This window comes from Streptomyces sp. NPDC006335 (assembly GCF_040612795.1).
In the GTDB taxonomy this organism is placed as follows: domain Bacteria; phylum Actinomycetota; class Actinomycetes; order Streptomycetales; family Streptomycetaceae; genus Streptomyces.
In genome coordinates this window covers 92,743-107,993 of record NZ_JBEXQX010000002.1, presented here as the reverse complement: position 1 = coordinate 107,993, position 15,251 = coordinate 92,743, and the positions used below count along the sequence as shown (strand labels likewise).

At 70.9% G+C, this 15,251-nt stretch carries 15 protein-coding genes; 7 read left to right on the top strand and 8 right to left on the bottom strand.

From position 1 onward, the window contains the following. Window position 1: 1 nt before the first annotated feature. From mqnC to ABZ098_RS06355, 4 genes are all read right to left on the bottom strand, one after another. Window positions 2–1,201: a cyclic dehypoxanthinyl futalosine synthase gene (gene mqnC / locus ABZ098_RS06370; RefSeq protein WP_356587849.1), complete on the bottom strand. Its 1,200-nt coding sequence runs from the start codon at window positions 1,199–1,201 to the stop codon at window positions 2–4. A gap of 71 nt (window positions 1,202–1,272) precedes the next feature. Next, complete coding sequence (locus ABZ098_RS06365; RefSeq protein ID WP_356587847.1) at window positions 1,273–2,001, bottom strand: A24 family peptidase; 729 nt, start codon at window positions 1,999–2,001, stop codon at window positions 1,273–1,275. After that, window positions 1,998–3,818, bottom strand: coding sequence for a serine/threonine-protein kinase (locus tag ABZ098_RS06360; RefSeq protein WP_356587845.1), 1,821 nt, complete (start codon window positions 3,816–3,818; stop codon window positions 1,998–2,000). Before ABZ098_RS06360 ends, ABZ098_RS06365 begins: the two co-directional genes overlap by 4 nt. Window positions 3,819–3,878: 60 nt before the next feature. Next, window positions 3,879–4,727 carry a menaquinone biosynthesis protein gene (locus ABZ098_RS06355; protein ID WP_356456039.1) on the bottom strand — a complete coding sequence of 283 codons (849 nt, stop codon included), beginning with the start codon at window positions 4,725–4,727 and terminating at the stop codon, window positions 3,879–3,881. 285 nt (window positions 4,728–5,012) lie between these two features. On the opposite strand from ABZ098_RS06355, the gene ABZ098_RS06350 reads away from it, so the two are divergent. Further along, complete coding sequence (locus ABZ098_RS06350) at window positions 5,013–5,216, top strand: cold-shock protein (RefSeq protein ID WP_003992177.1); 204 nt, start codon at window positions 5,013–5,015, stop codon at window positions 5,214–5,216. 121 nt (window positions 5,217–5,337) lie between these two features. Here the strand turns inward: ABZ098_RS06350 and ABZ098_RS06345 are convergent, their stop codons facing one another. Continuing rightward, the gene (locus tag ABZ098_RS06345; RefSeq protein WP_356587843.1) at window positions 5,338–5,889 is read right to left on the bottom strand and encodes an XRE family transcriptional regulator; all 552 of its coding nucleotides are present in this window, start codon (window positions 5,887–5,889) and stop codon (window positions 5,338–5,340) included. Window positions 5,890–5,957: 68 nt separating this feature from the next. On the opposite strand from ABZ098_RS06345, the gene ABZ098_RS06340 reads away from it, so the two are divergent. The 3 genes from ABZ098_RS06340 (at window position 5,958) to ABZ098_RS06330 (ending at window position 7,642) form a co-directional block, all read left to right on the top strand. Continuing rightward, window positions 5,958–6,626, top strand: coding sequence for an AzlC family ABC transporter permease (locus ABZ098_RS06340; protein ID WP_356587841.1), 669 nt, complete (start codon window positions 5,958–5,960; stop codon window positions 6,624–6,626). Then, window positions 6,623–6,937, top strand: a complete 315-nt coding sequence (locus tag ABZ098_RS06335; protein WP_356587839.1) for an AzlD domain-containing protein — start codon at window positions 6,623–6,625, stop codon at window positions 6,935–6,937. The genes ABZ098_RS06340 and ABZ098_RS06335 overlap by 4 nt, the downstream gene beginning before the upstream one ends. 72 nt (window positions 6,938–7,009) lie before the next feature. Then, window positions 7,010–7,642 carry a methyltransferase domain-containing protein gene (locus ABZ098_RS06330; RefSeq protein WP_356587837.1) on the top strand — a complete coding sequence of 211 codons (633 nt, stop codon included), beginning with the start codon at window positions 7,010–7,012 and terminating at the stop codon, window positions 7,640–7,642. On the opposite strand, the gene kstD is transcribed toward ABZ098_RS06330, so the two are convergent. Both kstD and ABZ098_RS06320 read right to left on the bottom strand, forming a co-directional pair. Next, window positions 7,639–9,369, bottom strand: coding sequence for a 3-oxosteroid 1-dehydrogenase (kstD, locus tag ABZ098_RS06325; protein WP_356587835.1), 1,731 nt, complete (start codon window positions 9,367–9,369; stop codon window positions 7,639–7,641). The genes ABZ098_RS06330 and kstD overlap by 4 nt on opposite strands. A 743-nt stretch (window positions 9,370–10,112) precedes the next feature. Then, complete coding sequence (locus ABZ098_RS06320) at window positions 10,113–10,529, bottom strand: ATP-binding protein (protein WP_356587833.1); 417 nt, start codon at window positions 10,527–10,529, stop codon at window positions 10,113–10,115. A gap of 117 nt (window positions 10,530–10,646) precedes the next feature. Between ABZ098_RS06320 and ABZ098_RS06315 the strand changes: the two genes are divergently transcribed. Together ABZ098_RS06315 and ABZ098_RS06310 are read left to right on the top strand one after the other, a co-directional pair. After that, window positions 10,647–11,501: a helix-turn-helix transcriptional regulator gene (locus tag ABZ098_RS06315; protein WP_356587831.1), complete on the top strand. Its 855-nt coding sequence runs from the start codon at window positions 10,647–10,649 to the stop codon at window positions 11,499–11,501. Further along, window positions 11,498–11,719: a DUF397 domain-containing protein gene (locus ABZ098_RS06310; protein ID WP_356587829.1), complete on the top strand. Its 222-nt coding sequence runs from the start codon at window positions 11,498–11,500 to the stop codon at window positions 11,717–11,719. Before ABZ098_RS06315 ends, ABZ098_RS06310 begins: the two co-directional genes overlap by 4 nt. On the opposite strand, the gene ABZ098_RS06305 is transcribed toward ABZ098_RS06310, so the two are convergent. Further along, on the bottom strand, window positions 11,667–13,040 hold the full coding sequence (locus ABZ098_RS06305) for an FG-GAP and VCBS repeat-containing protein (RefSeq protein ID WP_356587827.1): 1,374 nt from the start codon (window positions 13,038–13,040) through the stop codon (window positions 11,667–11,669). The genes ABZ098_RS06310 and ABZ098_RS06305 overlap by 53 nt on opposite strands. 208 nt (window positions 13,041–13,248) lie before the next feature. Between ABZ098_RS06305 and ABZ098_RS06300 the strand changes: the two genes are divergently transcribed. Further along, a complete protein-coding gene (locus tag ABZ098_RS06300) occupies window positions 13,249–15,243 on the top strand; it encodes a right-handed parallel beta-helix repeat-containing protein (protein WP_356587825.1) in 1,995 nt (664 codons plus the stop codon). Window positions 15,244–15,251: the final 8 nt, after the last annotated feature.

The following is a 15,251-nucleotide window of genomic DNA, read 5'->3' as shown; positions in this document are numbered from 1 at the left end:
CCTAGTTGGACGCGAGGATCTTCAGCTCGGGGTGTGCCGTGCCGCCCTCGATGGCTGTGGAGGAGATGTGGGACTGCACGCGCGCGTCGACCGGGTCGTTCGCCGGGTCGTCGTGGACGACGAGGTGTTCGTACGTCGTGGAGCGCTGGGCCGGGACACGGCCCGCGGTGCGGATCATGTCGATCATTTCCTGGAGGTTGGAGCGGTGCCTGGCGCCGGCCGCCGAGACGACGTTCTCCTCCAGCATGACCGAGCCGAGGTCGTCCGCGCCGTAGTGCAGCGTGAGCTGGCCCGCGTCCTGGCCGGTGGTCAGCCAGGAGCCCTGGATGTGGGCGATGTTGTCCATGAAGAGCCGGGAGATCGCGATCATCCGCAGGTACTCGAAGATCGTGGCCTGGGTGCGGCCCTTCAGGTGGTTGTTCATCGGCTGGTAGAGGTACGGGATGAAGGCGCGGAAGCCGCCCGTGCGGTCCTGGACGTCACGGATCATCCGCAGGTGCTCGATGCGCTCGGCGTTGGTCTCGCCGGTGCCCATGAGCATGGTGGAGGTGGACTCCACGCCCAGGTTGTGCGCCGTCTCCATGATCTCCAGCCAGCGCTCGCCGGACTCCTTGAGCGGCGCGATGGCCTTGCGGGGGCGCTCGGGGAGCAGCTCCGCGCCCGCGCCGGCGAAGGAGTCGAGGCCGGCCGCGTGGATCCGCTGGATCGCCTCCTCGACGCTCACCTTGGAGATCCGGGCCATGTGCTCGACCTCGGAGGCGCCCAGCGAGTGGATCACCAGCTGGGGGAACTCCTTCTTGATGGCGGCGAAGTGCTTCTCGTAGTACTCGACGCCGTAGTCCGGGTGGTGGCCGCCCTGGAACATGATCTGAGTGCCGCCGAGTTCGACGGTCTCCGCGCACCGGCGCAGGATGTCGTCCAGGTCGCGGGTCCAGCCCTTGTCCTTGGCGGTGGGCGGGGCGTAGAACGCGCAGAACTTGCACGCCGTGACGCAGACGTTGGTGTAGTTGATGTTCCGCTCGATGATGTACGTCGCGATGTGCTCCGTGCCCGCGTACCGGCGGCGGCGCACGGCGTCCGCGGCGGAGCCCAGCGCGTGCAGCGGGGCGTCGCGGTAGAGGTCGAGCGCCTCCTGAGGAGTGATGCGCCCACCCTCGGCGGCACGGTCGAGGACGGACTGAAGGTCGGCCTTCTCGGTCACCGGGGCGTGCCTTTCGTCAAGGGTTCGGGCGGTCTGGGCCAGCCTACGCCAGCCCTGTGACAGGCCGGATGTCAGGCCGTGTACGCACCGATCAGCAGCCCCGCGTACGCCCCCGCGATCAGGAACGGCCCGAACGGGATCGCCGTCTTGCGGCCCGCCTTCCCCAGCAGGACCAGGGCTCCGCCGTACAGCGCGCCGAGCAGGAAGCCGGCGAAGGTGCCCAGCAGCACGGTGTCCCAGCCGTACCAGCCCAGGACCGCCCCCGCCCCGAGCGCCAGCTTCACATCGCCGAAGCCCATGCCGCCGGGGTTGATGCGCCACAGCACGTAATAGCCGGCGCCGAGGGCGAGGGCGCCGAACAGGGCGTGCGACCAGGTCCCGGTGTGCTCCGGGACGAACGAGACGACTCCGAGCAGCGCGAGCGCGGCGGCCGCGAGGGGGAGGGTGAGCGGGTCGGGCAGCCGACGTACGCGCAGGTCGACCACGGCGAGCAGGACTCCCACGGGGGCCAGCAGCAGCCAGACGGCGATCTCCGGGCGGGTGCCGGTGGCCGCGGCGAGGACGGCGCAGAGCAGGGCGGTGACGGTGGGGAGGAGGGGGGCGCCGGGACCGTACGACCGCTCGGGGCCGCAGCTTGCGCATCTCCCCCGTCCGAGCCAGCCGTTCAGGGGGTGCCCGGCGGGGCATGTCCCGCGCCACGGGGTCTCGGGCGGGACGGAGAAGCGGTAGGCCGCGCGCGGCAGCAGCGCGCCCGCCGCCGCTCCCCACAGGGCGGCCACGACGACGAGCAGTTCCGTCACCGCCCGACCTTCGACATCCGTGCCTCCGGGTAGCCCTCGGCCTCGCTCTCCGAGGTGTACTTCAGGTCGTCGCCCACGGTGGTGAGGCGGACCGTGTGGGCGGTGGGGTTGCAGCCGGCGTGGTTGTCCTCGGCGCCCACGGCCGTGGTGACGAGCTCCGAGTCGGTGACCTTCTTCAGGGTGAGGACGTCGGTGCAGACCGCGCCGATCGCGTCGGTCTGCTGAAGCCGGCCCAACTCCTCGCCGACGGCCGCCTCCTTGACGGTGATACGGAAGGTCCCCATCGGCAGGCTCCCGCCGAGACCCGTGCCCTCACCCTCCCAGGTGCCGAGATAACGGGCGGGGACGTCGGCCGCTGCGCCGGACGGCTCGCTGGACACCTGGTCCGACGGCGACCGGGAGACGGAGGGGGAAGCCGCCGACGGCGCGGAGGCGGACGGTACGGACGTCGGCGCCGACGAGTACGCGTCGCTGCCGGGTGGGGAACTCGCCGAGTCGTCGTCGCCCCGCTCCGGCAGCAGGTCGAACAGGAACACCGACCCCACGGTCACCGCGGCCAGCGCCCCCGCGACGGCGAGCGCCACGGTGCAACTCAGCCGACGGCCGCGCCCGTTGTCCCCGGGTACGGCGGTGGCGGCCACGGAGACGGAGAGCCTGCCGGGGCCCGAACCGGCACCGTCACCGGGTCGCCGGTCCGAGGGCACCACCGTCTCGTGCCCCGCGCCTTCCCGCGGCACCGCGTCCCGGGGCTCGGGCACGGAGGGGAGACCCGTGGGAGCCGGAGGCGCCCCCGGCAACACCGCCGGCATCACCGGCGGCGGTCCGAACGCGCCGACCGGACCCGCCGCACCCCCCTGACCGGCCGAACCGCCGCCCACCGAAGGACTGCTGAACCCCACCGGTCCGGAGGGCTGCTCCCCCACCGCCTCAAGATTCAGCAGCTGTACGGCGCTGCGCCCCACCTGCTCGACCAGGGCCCCCGGCAGCCACCCCGCCGCCACCAGCCGCGCCGCGCCCTGCGGAGCCAGCCGCCGGGCCACCTCGCCCGGAGTGGGGCGCTCCTGAGCGGACTTGTCCAGGCACGCCGCCACGACGTCCCGCAACTCGCCGCTCAGGGAGCCGAGTTCGGGCTGCTCGTGGACGACCTTGTAGAGGAGGGAGGCCGAGGAGTCCCCGGGGAAGGGCGGTGTCCCCGTGGCCGCGAACGCCAGGACCGCGCCGAGGGAGAAGACGTCCGCCGCCCCCGACACCCCCTTGCTGAGGATCTGTTCGGGGGACATGTAGCCGGGTGAGCCGATGGAGACGCCGGTGGAGGTGAGGGACGCGGTGCCGTCGGTGGCGCGGGCGATGCCGAAGTCGATGAGGAGGGGGCCGTCGACGGTGAGCAGGACGTTGGAGGGCTTCACGTCCCGGTGGACGAGCCCCAGTTCGTGCACGGCGGCCAGCGCCTCGGCCAGCCCCGCGCCCAGCACCCGTACGGAATGCTCGGGCAGCGGGCCCCCGTCCGTGACCGCTGTCGCCAGCGAGGGACCGGCCGCGTACCCCGTCGCGACCCAGGGCACCGCCGCGTCCGGGTCGGCGTCGAGGACCGGCGCGGTCCAGGCCCCGCCGACTCTGCGCGCCGCGTCCACCTCGCGCCGGAAGCGGGCGCGGAACTCCTCGTCGAGCGCGAAGTGCGGGTGCACGATCTTGACGGCGACCGTGCGGCCCCCGGCGCTGCGGCCGAGGTAGACCCGGCCCATGCCGCCGGAGCCCAGTCGGCCGAGCAGCCGGTAGGGGCCCACGGCGGTGGGTTCGTCGACGCCGAGCGGCTGCATCCTGCCTCCCCCGTAAGCCCCGGGAGTCCCCGTGGGTCCCCCGTCAGGTTCAGATGCAGATTACGGCTGAAGCAGTTCCACCTTCACGTCCCCGGGGAAACCCGTCGTCGGGCCCACCCGCCGGGCGAACTCCGTGACCGCCGCGAGCTGCGGGCCGCCGAAGCGGAAGTCCAGGGTCGTGAAGTACTTCTCCAGGACCTCCTCGTCGAAGGCCTCCCAGCGGGCCGCCTGCTCCGCGACCTTGCCGACCTCCTCCAGGGAGAGGTTCCGGGAGGCGAGGAAGGCCTCGTGGACCTTGCGGGTGATGACCGGTTCGCGTTCGAGGTAGTCCCGGCGGGCGGCCCACACGGCGAAGACGAACGGCAGCCCGGTCCACTCCTTCCAGAGCGAGCCGAGGTCGTGGACCTGGAGGCCGAAGCGCGGGCCGTCGAGGAGGTTCGCCCGCAGCGCCGCGTCTCCGATGAGTACGGCCGCCTCCGCCTCCTGCATCATCAGGCTGAGGTCGGGCGGGCAGGTGTAGTAGTCGGGCCGGACGCCGTAGCGCTCGGCGAGGAGGAGTTGGGCGAGGCGTACGGAGGTGCGCGAGGTCGACCCGAGGGCCACCCTCGCTCCGTCCAGTTCGTCCAGCGGGACCTGCGAGACGATGACGCAGGACATGACCGGGCCGTCGCAGCCGACGGCGATGTCGGGGAAGGCGACCAGGTCGTCCGCGTTCTTGAGGAACTCGACCAGGGTGATGGGCCCGATGTCGAGATCTCCCTGCACCAGCTTCTCGCTGAGCTTCTCCGGGGTGTCCTTCGTGAGCTCGAAGTCGAGGAGCGTGCCCGTCCTCGCGAGCCCCCAGTACAGGGGCAGGCAGTTCAGGAACTGGATGTGGCCGACGCGCGGCCGGGTGCGAGAATTGTCCACATCGCGACACTAGACCCCTTGGGGTACGCTTCGGACTCCGGCCCCGGGGTCAACCCCTTTGCGATCTTCAAACATCCGGGTGACGTGATCTTGGCCTCTATTGCTTTCGGCTGCCCACATGCTAGGCTCGCCGCAAGTTGCAGTTTGGTTTCCCTTGCAGTACAGAGCCTGCGGAGCATGTAACCGCAGGCTCTAGTCGTTTTCAGAAGAATGCAGTTGTGCGGCACTGTTTTCACACTTGCAGGTTCTGGAGCAGGGCAACCCTTTTGGGCCCAAGGAGGGCTTATGGCTACCGGAACCGTGAAGTGGTTCAACGCCGAAAAGGGCTTTGGCTTCATCGCCCAGGAGGGCGGCGGCCCCGACGTCTTCGTCCACTACTCCGCGATCAACGCGAGCGGCTTCCGTTCGCTGGAGGAGAACCAGCAGGTCTCCTTCGACGTGACCCAGGGCCCGAAGGGCCCGCAGGCGGAGAACGTCACCCCCGTCTGAGCGATCTCGTCTCATAGTGATCCCGTCTCACAGGCGCTCCAGCCTCTGATCCGGACCTGAATGCAGTACCCAAGGAGCCCCGCGCCGCACGGCAGCGGGGCTCCTGCCTTTTCCGTGAGCGTCAGACGTGCTGCATGACCAGCACGAACGTCGTCCCGGGGACCAGCGCCTCGTACGAGTGCGGCACATCCCCGCGATACGCCATGTAGTCCCCGGGCTCCAGCTCCACCGTCTCCCCGGCCGGCCCGGCCTTCAGCCGCCCCGTGCTCACGATCAGATGCTCCACGGAGCCCGGAATGTGCGGATCCGATTCCCGTACCGCGCCCGGTTCGGCCCGCAGGTGGTAGATGTCCCGGCGCGCCCCGGGCGGGCTGGCGGAGAGCAGGGTGGCCGCGTAGTCGGCCTTCTCCGAGGCCACCGTCGGCCCCTGCCCCGCCCTGACCACCTGCACGGACGACACCGGCGGCTCCACCAGCGCGCTGAACGGCACGCCGAGCGCCACCCCCAGCGCCCACAGCGTCTCCACGCTCGGGTTGCCGCTAGCCGCCTCCAACTGGGACAGCGTCGACTTGGCGATTCCGGCGCGCTTGGCCAGCTCGGACAGGGAGAGACCGGCGCGGGTGCGTTCGCGGCGGAGCGCGGCGGCGATCCACTCCAGGGGGCGTTCGGGCATGCTGTTCGCTCCATCGGTACGATCGTTCGCCTTGACGAACACGACTCCTACCGTCCACTGTAGTGAACATGCGTACGGCAGAGCGAACAGCCTTGGTCCGTGACAGCGCGCTCGTCTGGCTCGCGAGCGGGGTCGTGGGCGTCTCCTTCGGCGCGATCGCCGTCACCGGCGGCCTGCCGGTGTGGGTGCCGGTGGTGATGTCCCTGGTCGTGTACGCGGGCTCCGCCCAGTTCAGCGCGGTGGGCGTGCTGCTCGCCGGGGGCGGGCCGGTCGCCGCGGCGGCCACCGGTCTGCTGCTCAACACCCGCACGGCGGCCTTCAGCCTCGCCGTCGCCGACATCCTCGGCCGGGGCCGGCTCGCCCGTCTCCTCGGCGCCCACCTGGTCACCGACGAGACGGTGGCCTTCGCTCTCGCCCAGCCGGATCCGGCGCGGCGCCGGGCGGCGTTCTGGATCTCCGGGATCGGCCTGTTCGCCGTCTGGAACCTCGGCGTCCTGGCCGGGGCCCTCGCCGGGGGCGCGCTGGGCGACACCGGCACCTACGGTCTGGACGCGGCCTTCCCCGCCGTGCTCGTCGCCCTGGTGCTGCCGGCGCTGCGCGAGTCCCCCGCGACACGGCGGTCCGCGCTGCTCGGCGCCGGGCTGGCCCTCGCGGTGACCCCGGCGGTCCCGGCGGGGGTGCCGGTGCTGCTGGCACTGGCCGGGCTGGTCGTCCACGGCGACAGGAGGCGGGCGTGAACGCGACGGTCGCCATGATCCTGGCGCTGGCGGTCGGGACGTACGCCTTCCGGCTGGTCGGGCCGGTGCTGCACGGGCGGGTGGAACTGCCGGACCGCATGCGGGAGTTGCTGTCGGCGGGCGCGATCGTCCTGCTGGTGGCCCTGCTGGCGACGGGGGCACTGACGGAGGGCGGCGGCTTCGCGGGCTGGGCCCGCCCGGCCGGGGTCCTGACGGGAGCCGCGCTGGCGTGGCGGAGGGCGCCGTTCGTGGTGGTGGTGCTCGGGGCGGCTGCGACAACAGCGGTACTGCGCGGACTGGGTCTGGCGTGACCCAGCCAGGGGCGCGGGGAACTGCGCGACCAGCCCCCACACACCCGCACCCACCCACTACCGTCCCCACCCATGACCGATTTCGTGACCGCCACCCGCACCTTCTACGACGCCGTCGCCGAGGACTACGCCGAGCGCTTCCCGGACGAGATCACCGGCAAGCCGCTGGACCGGGCGGTGTTCGCCGCGTTCGCCGACCTGGTCGGACCGGGTAAACCCGTCGCCGACCTGGGCTGCGGACCCGGCCGGGTCACCGCCCACCTCGCCTCCCTGGGACTGTCCGTCTTCGGGCTCGACCTGTCGGAGTCGATGCTGGCGATCGCCCGCCGGGAGAACCCGGGGCTGCGGTTCGAGCAGGGCTCGATGCTGGAGCTCGACCTGCCCGACGGTTCGCTCGCGGGCGTGGTGTCCTGGTACTCCTCCATCCACACCCCTGTGGACGAACTCCCCGCTCTGTTCGCCGAGTTCAGGCGGGTCCTGGCCCCCGGCGGACATCTGCTCCTGGCGTTCCAGATCGGTGACGAGCCCCGCCGCCACGAGAATCCCTGGGGGCACCCGGTGACGCTGGACTTCCTGCGGCGGCAGCCGGATCACATGGGCGAGCTGCTCACGGCGGCCGGGTTCGCGCCAGTGTCCCGAACGGTGCGCGAACCCCACGCCAACGAGTCGACCCGGCAGGCCGCCCTGATCGTCCGCCGCGACTAGAGCACCCCGGCGAGATCCCGGGCCGCGATGTACCCGAAGGTCATCGCGGGGCCGATCGTCGAGCCCGCGCCCGCGTAACTGTGGCCCATCACGGCCGCGCTGGCGTTCCCGGCGGCGTACAGGCCGGGGACGACCGAGCCGTCGGGCCGCAGGACGCGGGCGCGGGCGTCGGTCACCAGGCCGCCCTTGGTCCCGAGGTCTCCCGGGACGAGCCGGAAGGCGTAGTACGGGGGCAGCCAGAGCGGGGCCAGGCAGGAGTTCGGGAGGACGGACGGGTCCGTGTAGTAGTGGTCGTAGGCGCTGTCACCGCGTCCGAAGTCCGTGTCGTCGCCTTTCAGGGCGAGGGAGTTGAAGCGGTCGACGGTGGCGCGGAGGGCGGCGGCCGGGACGCCGATGGACCCGGCGAGGGCGTCGAGCGTCCAGGCCTTGTGGGCGGCGCCTGAGCGGTACCAGTCGTCGGGGAGGACGAAGGTCGGGGCGATGTCCTTGAAGAGGTACCGGTTGCGGTAGTTCTGGTCGACGATCAGCCAGGACGGGATGTCGGGGTCGGTCGGGTCGCGGTCGTACATGACGTGGACGACATCGCTGTAAGGGGCGGCCTCGTTGACGAACCGCCGGCCGGCCGCGTTGACGACGAGGCCGCCGGGGAGGGTGCGTTCGGCGAGGCAGAAGTACGGCTCGTCGGGGAGCGGGACGGCCGGGCCCCACCAGGCGTCGTCCATCAACGCGACGGCGGCGCCGAGTCGCTGCCCGGCCCGGATGCCGTCCCCCGTGTTCTCCCTCGCGCCCACGGTCCACCCGGTGCCGATGGGCTGTCGCTGGTACTGGGCCCGCATCGCCGCGTTGTGCTCGAAGCCTCCGGACCCGACGATCACGCCCCGGCGGGCACGGAAGAGGCCGGCGGGGGTGACCGCTCCGGCGACGGTGCCGTTCTCGACGTAGAGCTCGGTGAGGGGGGTGTTGAGCCGGACGGGCACGTTCGCGTCCAGGAGGCCCTTCCTCAGCCCGGCGGCCAGCGACTGTCCCATGGTGAGCGGGGTCTGCCCGAGCAGGGCCGCCTTCGTGCCCCGCGCCAGGCACTCGGCGGCGACGGCGGCCCCCTTGGCGCTCACGGCGGCCAGGGCGAGCCACTTGTAGTCGGCGCTGAACACGACCAGTCCGGCGGGGACTTCGAGGTACGGCGGGTTCAGGTGGGCGAGTTCGGCGCCGAGCAGCTTGCCGTCGAGCTGGTCGGGCTCGATGGAGCGGCCGTTCGGGAGGCCGCCCGGGAGCTCGGGGTAGTAGTCGCTGTAGCCCTCCATCCAGCGGAAGCGGAGCGGGCTGTTGGCCAGGACGAAGGAGATCATCGCCGGGCCGTGGGTGAGGAAGGCCCGCTGCCGGGCGGCGGGGACGTCCGCCCCGACCACGGCGGCGAGGTAGGCGGCCGCCTTGGCGGGGGCGTCGGGGACACCGGCGGCCAGGATGACGGGGTTGTTGGGGATCCAGATCCCGGCCCCGGACCGGGCGGCGGACCCGCCGAACGTGGGCGCCTTCTCCAGCACCACGGCGGTGAGGCCCTGCCTGGCGGCGGTGAGCGCGGCGGTCATGCCGGCGGCGCCGGAACCGATGACGACGACGTCGTACGTGCCGAGGGGTGGCAGGTCCGCGGCACTCGCGCCCCGTTGAACCCCGGCGGCGACGGCCGCCCCGGCTCCGGCGGCCAGCAGATGTCTTCGCGTCACGCTCATGGTCGGGTCCCCCCGCGGTCGGTATGGACGAAGAGGTCCGGAACGTCGCGCGGGGGTCTTGAGAAGTCAAGGGGTGTGGAGGACGTCGAGGGTGTCCCGCCAGGCAGGGGCTGCTACAGGCACTCGGTCCCCGGCCACACCACGCGAAGGTTCCACCGAGCTCAGCTCAGAATCCGGGAGCGGGGACGAACCCCGGCCACCACGGTGGTACGCCACTGGGGCATGCGTACGTGGCGCCGCTCCAGAAGAAGGAGACAGCACACCAGCACAGAGCGGGGAGCACCACCATGAGAGCAAGGGCATGGAGGAGGGGTAGTTTCCCCAAAAGAGCTCCCACCATCACCCAACTCAGGGTCAGAAGGCCCCACAGGGACGGGATGAAAAGAACGACAAGGAAGGTACTGTTCGCCGCACTGTTGACGCCGGCGTCGCAGGCACTCAGCGCTCTATCGAGAAGCATGGCAGCGAGCACCGCGAGAGCAAGCCCCATCGCCGTTCCGAAACATCCGTGAAGTCGCCGCTCACGCATACTCTCCCCATCACTGCCGACTTTCGTACTTCTCCCGACCAGATCGACGACGGAGAGGTGGCACCGCTGCCGGGGCAGGTCGAGGCCGTACCGATCGAAGAGGTCGGCCCAGCCTGCCTCGTCATGTGCCCCACGCCGGACCGTCACCATTTCTTTCCCCTCGCCCCGCTGCTCACGCAGTCGGAGTGCTTCGGAGCACTTCTCCTCGGCGTGATCACCCGAGCCCGATCTCGGCCCACACCGTCTTGCCGACGTCCCGCTCCGCGACGCCCCAGGTGTCGGCGAGGAGGGTGACGAGGATCAGGCCGCGGCCGTGTTCGCCGTCCTCGTCCCGGACGAACCTGAGCCGGCGGTCGCCTCGCGGGTCGCTCACCTCGATACGCAGCGTGTTCCCCGGCAGCAGCAAGAGGCGCAGCTCGAAGTCCCTTCCGGGGACGCGGCCGTGGGTCACCGCGTTGGCGGCGAGCTCGGCGACGAGGTGCTGCACGGTGTCGTTCACCTCGCTGTCGTGGGGATGACCCCACTGTGCGAGCTGCGTGGCGGTGAGCCTGCGGGCCAGGCGGGCACCTCGCGGGGTGGCCGACAGACGCTGGGTCAGTTCGTCGGTGGGGGTGGAGATTTCGGCGTTCACGTGCCTCAGCGTGCTGGGTTGAATCTACGCTGACCAGGAGCGACTTGGCGACGCTGAGTAGCTGTACGGGTGCGGTGGGTTCGGTGTACGGGTTGTCGCGTGGGAGAGGTGGGGCGCGTGGGTGAGCGGAGGCCGGAGACGCCTGCGGAGGCGGACGGCACGGCGGGGCTGTTCGTCGCGCTGGGCAAGATGGTGAAGCTGCTGCGTGAGCGGAAGGGGCTCACACAGAAGGAGTTCGGGGAGCTGGTGGGGTACGGCCCCGACGCGGTCTCGGCGATGGAGCGGGGCGTACGGACACTCCGGCCCGAGGTCCTGCTGAAGGCGGACGAACTGCTCGACGCGGGGGGTCTGTTGAAGGAGGTCGTCCCGGAGGTCGAGGAGGCGATGGCGAAGTCTCGGACCCGGCATCCGGAGTGGTACCGCAACTACGCGGGGCTGGAGGCGGAGGCGGTGTCGCTCTATGACTACAGCACCATGGGCGTACTGGGCCTGCTCCAGACGGAGGACTACGCCCGGGCCGTGTTCACGCAACGGCACCCACCGCTCGACGAGGAGACCATCGAGAAGCGTGTCGCCGACCGGCTCTCCCGCCAGCAGCTCTTCGAGAAGTGGCCGCCGCCGGAATGCAGCTTCGTCCTCGAACAGGCCGTGCTGGAACGGCCGATCGGCGGCCCCTCGGTGCACGCGGGTCAGTTGCGACGGCTGCTGGACCTCGGGCGTATGCGGAACGTCCAGCTTCAGGTGATGCCGACTACTCGGGTCGAACACCCCAGCCTGGGCGGTTCGTTCACGCTGCTCATCCCCAAGGGGAAGGAGCAGGTCGCGTACATGGAGATCCAGGGATATCCACGCCTGATCACCGACCGAGAAGAGGTGCGCGTCCTCGCTGCCCGCTATGGGATCATCCGAGCTCAGGCCCTCAACCCGTACGAGTCCCTGGACTTGATCGAGAAGATGCTGGAAGAGCGATGACCATAGAGAAGTTGACCTGGTTCAAGTCGAGCTACAGCGACGGCGAGGGCGGCCAGTGCCTGGAAGTCGCCGTCACCCCCGACACCATCCACCTCCGCGACTCCAAGCACCCCACCGGCCCTCACCTCGCCCTCTCCCCCACGGCCTGGTCGGCCTTCCTCTCCCCTACTGCGGGAACGCGGCCACCACGTTCAGCTCCCGGGCGCCGGTCGCTGTGATGGCGGAACCCGTGCCGGGAAGCAGCACCCCCGGGCCGTAGTAGTCGCTCGACACCAGCAGGTCCTGGTCGCCGTCGCGGTCGATGTCGCGCAGGCGGACGAGGGAGCCGAAGTTCTCGTACTGGGCGGGGTTCCCGGGGACGCCGGCCGTCGCGCGGGAGAACCACTGGGAGTTCTGGCCGGTCAGGCCGGACCTGCCGCCGCGCAGGACGTGGACGCCGCCCGCGTCGTCGACCGAGCTGACCGTCTCGTAGGGCACGCCGACCGCCAGGTCCGGGTAGCCGTCGCGGTTGGTGTCCCCGGCGGAGAGGGACGAGCCGAAGTAGTCGCGTGCCGTGGCGGCCGAGGTCACGCCCGCGGTGGACTGCGTGAGCCGGTACTTCGTCGTCGGGCCGGTGCTGCCGCCGCGCCAGACGACCACCGAGCCCGCCTTGTTGTTGTGGCGGGTGTCGCTGACCGCGAGGTCGCCGTAGCCGTTCTTGTCGAAGTCGGCGACGACACCGGTGGGGCTGTAGTCCGGGGTCGAGCTGTTGATGACGGTGGCCTTGCCGGGCTTGATGGTGGAGCCGCCCCGCAGGAACCACGCGTCCTGCGTCATCTTGTCGCTGTGGTAGCCCTGGCCGAGGAGGTAGAGATCGGTCGCCTTGTCCTTGGTGACCTTGCCGGCGACCAGGCCGGTGGTCTCGAAGGTGGCGTCGCGGGTGTGCTTGGTGACCTTGCCCGTCGTACCGGACTTGGCGAAGCCGCCGCGGTAGACGTAGACGGACTTGAAGGCGTCGGCGACGGCCAGGTCGGCCTTGCCGTCGCCGTCGAAGTCGCCGGTCTCGATCGCCTTCCCGAAGCCCTGGTGGGAGCGGGCGGTGACCTTGAGACGGGTGGCGTCGGTACCGGTGAGGCCGGTCTTCCTGCCCCACAGGACGGTGACCGCGCCGGAGCTCACCTTGCCGCTCACCTTCTCGGTGAAGTCGGCGACGGCGAGGTCGGCGTAGCCGTCGCGGTTGAGGTCGGCGGTGGCGACGTCCTCGCCGAACGCGTCCGCGTAGCCGCCCGCGTCACCGGCGGTGCCCGGGATGCCCGCGCTGGACTGGGTGAACGTCTTGGTGGTCGAGCCGACGCCGGTGGCCGTCCCGTACGTCACGGTGACCTCACCGCCGAGGCCGGCGACGGCGTAGTCGCGGTAGCCGTCCCCGTTGAAGTCGTCGGCGTACTTCGCCGGGGTGGCCGCGCTCGCGGTGCTCACACTGAGGGTGAGCAGTCCGCCGGTCAGGGACACGGCCGTGGCCGTGGCCAGTGCCAGGCGGAAGGTGCTTCGGGTGAACATGAGTCTCCTGCGGTGATCTGAGTCCGGCGGGGAGAAGACTCACGGTGGAGCGGCATGGTTGTAGTCAGGACCTCTCCAAGTCCCCTTGGCCGCTGCACCGACTGGGGGCCGGCGACTGCGACTTTGGTCGACGACGCGGCTACCTCAGGACGACTGCGTACCCTGTCGTGCTGCCCCACGGTGGAACTCCGTACATCGAGGAGGCAGCATGGCGATGTTCCGTACACGGACAAGGACAGGCGTCGCGACGCGGGCGGCGATGGCGATCGGGCTCTCGGTGGCCGCCGTACCGTCTGCGGCGGCGGCCTTACCGGTTCCGGCGACGGCTCCCGCACAGTTGTACGTCGCCCCCTGGGGCAAAGACTCCTGGCCCGGCACCCTGGACCGGCCGTTCGCCACACCCGCCCGCGCTCAACAGGCCGTACGCGCCCGGGTGCCGCGGATGACGTCGGACCTGGTGGTGAACCTGCGCGGTGGGACGTACCGCCTCAAGGCGCCGCTGCGCCTGTCGGAGGCCGCGGGGGACTCCGGCCGGAGCGGGCACCGGGTGATCTACCAGGCGTACGGCCACGGGACACCGCGACAGGAGCGGGTGACGATCAGTGGCGGCCGTCGGATCTCCCAGTGGCGGCCGGACCAACGGCTCAGGGGCTTCTGGCGCGCGGACGTGGGCGGCCTTGAGACCCGTCAGCTCTACGTCGACGACCGGCGCGCCACACGCCTCACACGCGACGGCGTCGGTTTTCCGGGCGCGTTGCAGGCGACCAGGACCGGTTACGTCACCACCAGTGCCGTCCCTCGAACCTGGCGGAACCCCGGCGACATCGAGTTCGTCTACCGAGCCGGTTATCTCGAGGGCCGCTGCGGAGTCGCGTCGGTCTCCGGGAACGCCCGCCGGACGACCATCACCATGGACCAGCCGTGCTGGACTCTGGCCCAACAGCTTTACGGGGGAACGGAGTTGCTCGAAGCCCCGAGCAGTGTGGAGAACTCCCCCAGCTTCGCGGGCAGGCCCGGCAGCTGGTACCTCGACCGCTCCCGGCCCGGGCACCACGAGGTGCTCTACCTCCCTCGGCCCGGGGAGGACATGCGCCGGGCCCAGGTGGTCGCCCCGGTCCTGGAGAACCTGGTCACCGGCACCGGCCGCCCCGGCCGTCCGCTCCACGACATCGCTTTCCGCGGCCTGACATTCGCGTACGCCACCTGGCTGGCGCCCAGCGAACCCGCCGGGTTCCCCTCCGCGTGGAGCATGTACCTGAGGCCCGGGAAGGGCGATGACGCGGCACTGCTCACGGTGCCCGGCACGGTCGCCTTCCGCACGGCCGAGCGGATCACCTTCGAGGGCAACCGGTTCACCCACCTGGGCGCCCAGGCGCTGGAGTTGTCCGAGAACAGCTCGCACAACGTCGTCGACGGCAACGTCATCAGCGATGTCTCCGACGGCGGCATCCTGATGGGGGTGGTCCCGCCCGACCAGAAGGGGACCAACCGCGGCAACCGGATCACCAACAACTGGATTCACCACGTCGGCGCCGAGTACCACGCGGCCTCCGGTATCTGGGACACCGCGACCCAGCAGACCACCATCGCGCACAACCAGGTCAACGACGTGCCCTACTCCGGCATCCTGTCCGGGCCCGGCGACGACCTGCGGGGCATCATGCGCCGCAACCGCATCCTCGACAACCGCGTCTTCGCGACGAACCAGCTCCTCGAGGACGGAGGCGGCATCTACCTGCGCGGCGAACAGGGCACCTCCTTCGCAGACGGGGCCGTCATCAGCGGCAACGCCGTCACCGACAGCGAACACGGCGACTGGAAGGTCGGGATCTACACCGACGACAGCACCAACTGGGCCACCGTGGACGGCAACACGGTCTACGACTACGTGGCCTCCATCGGCGGTTGCAGCGAGGAATGGGGCGACCGACCCGTCCAGAACGTGCGCTACCGCGGCAACTTCTGGGACGACGCCGTACCCGAATGGGTCGCACGGCGGGACTTCCCCGGAGCCTGGCCCCCGGCCAACGAGCAGAACCCGGAGGAAGGATGCGGCAACCCCCACCGCCTGACCTTCACCGACAACACCCTGCTGCCGCCCCGCCACCCCGGCCGGGCCTGCGCCGCCAACTCCATCTGCGCCGCGGTCCTGGCGAACGCCGGCCCTCTCCCGTCCTACCGCCAGCGTTTGGGCATGCCCTGACGGACGGC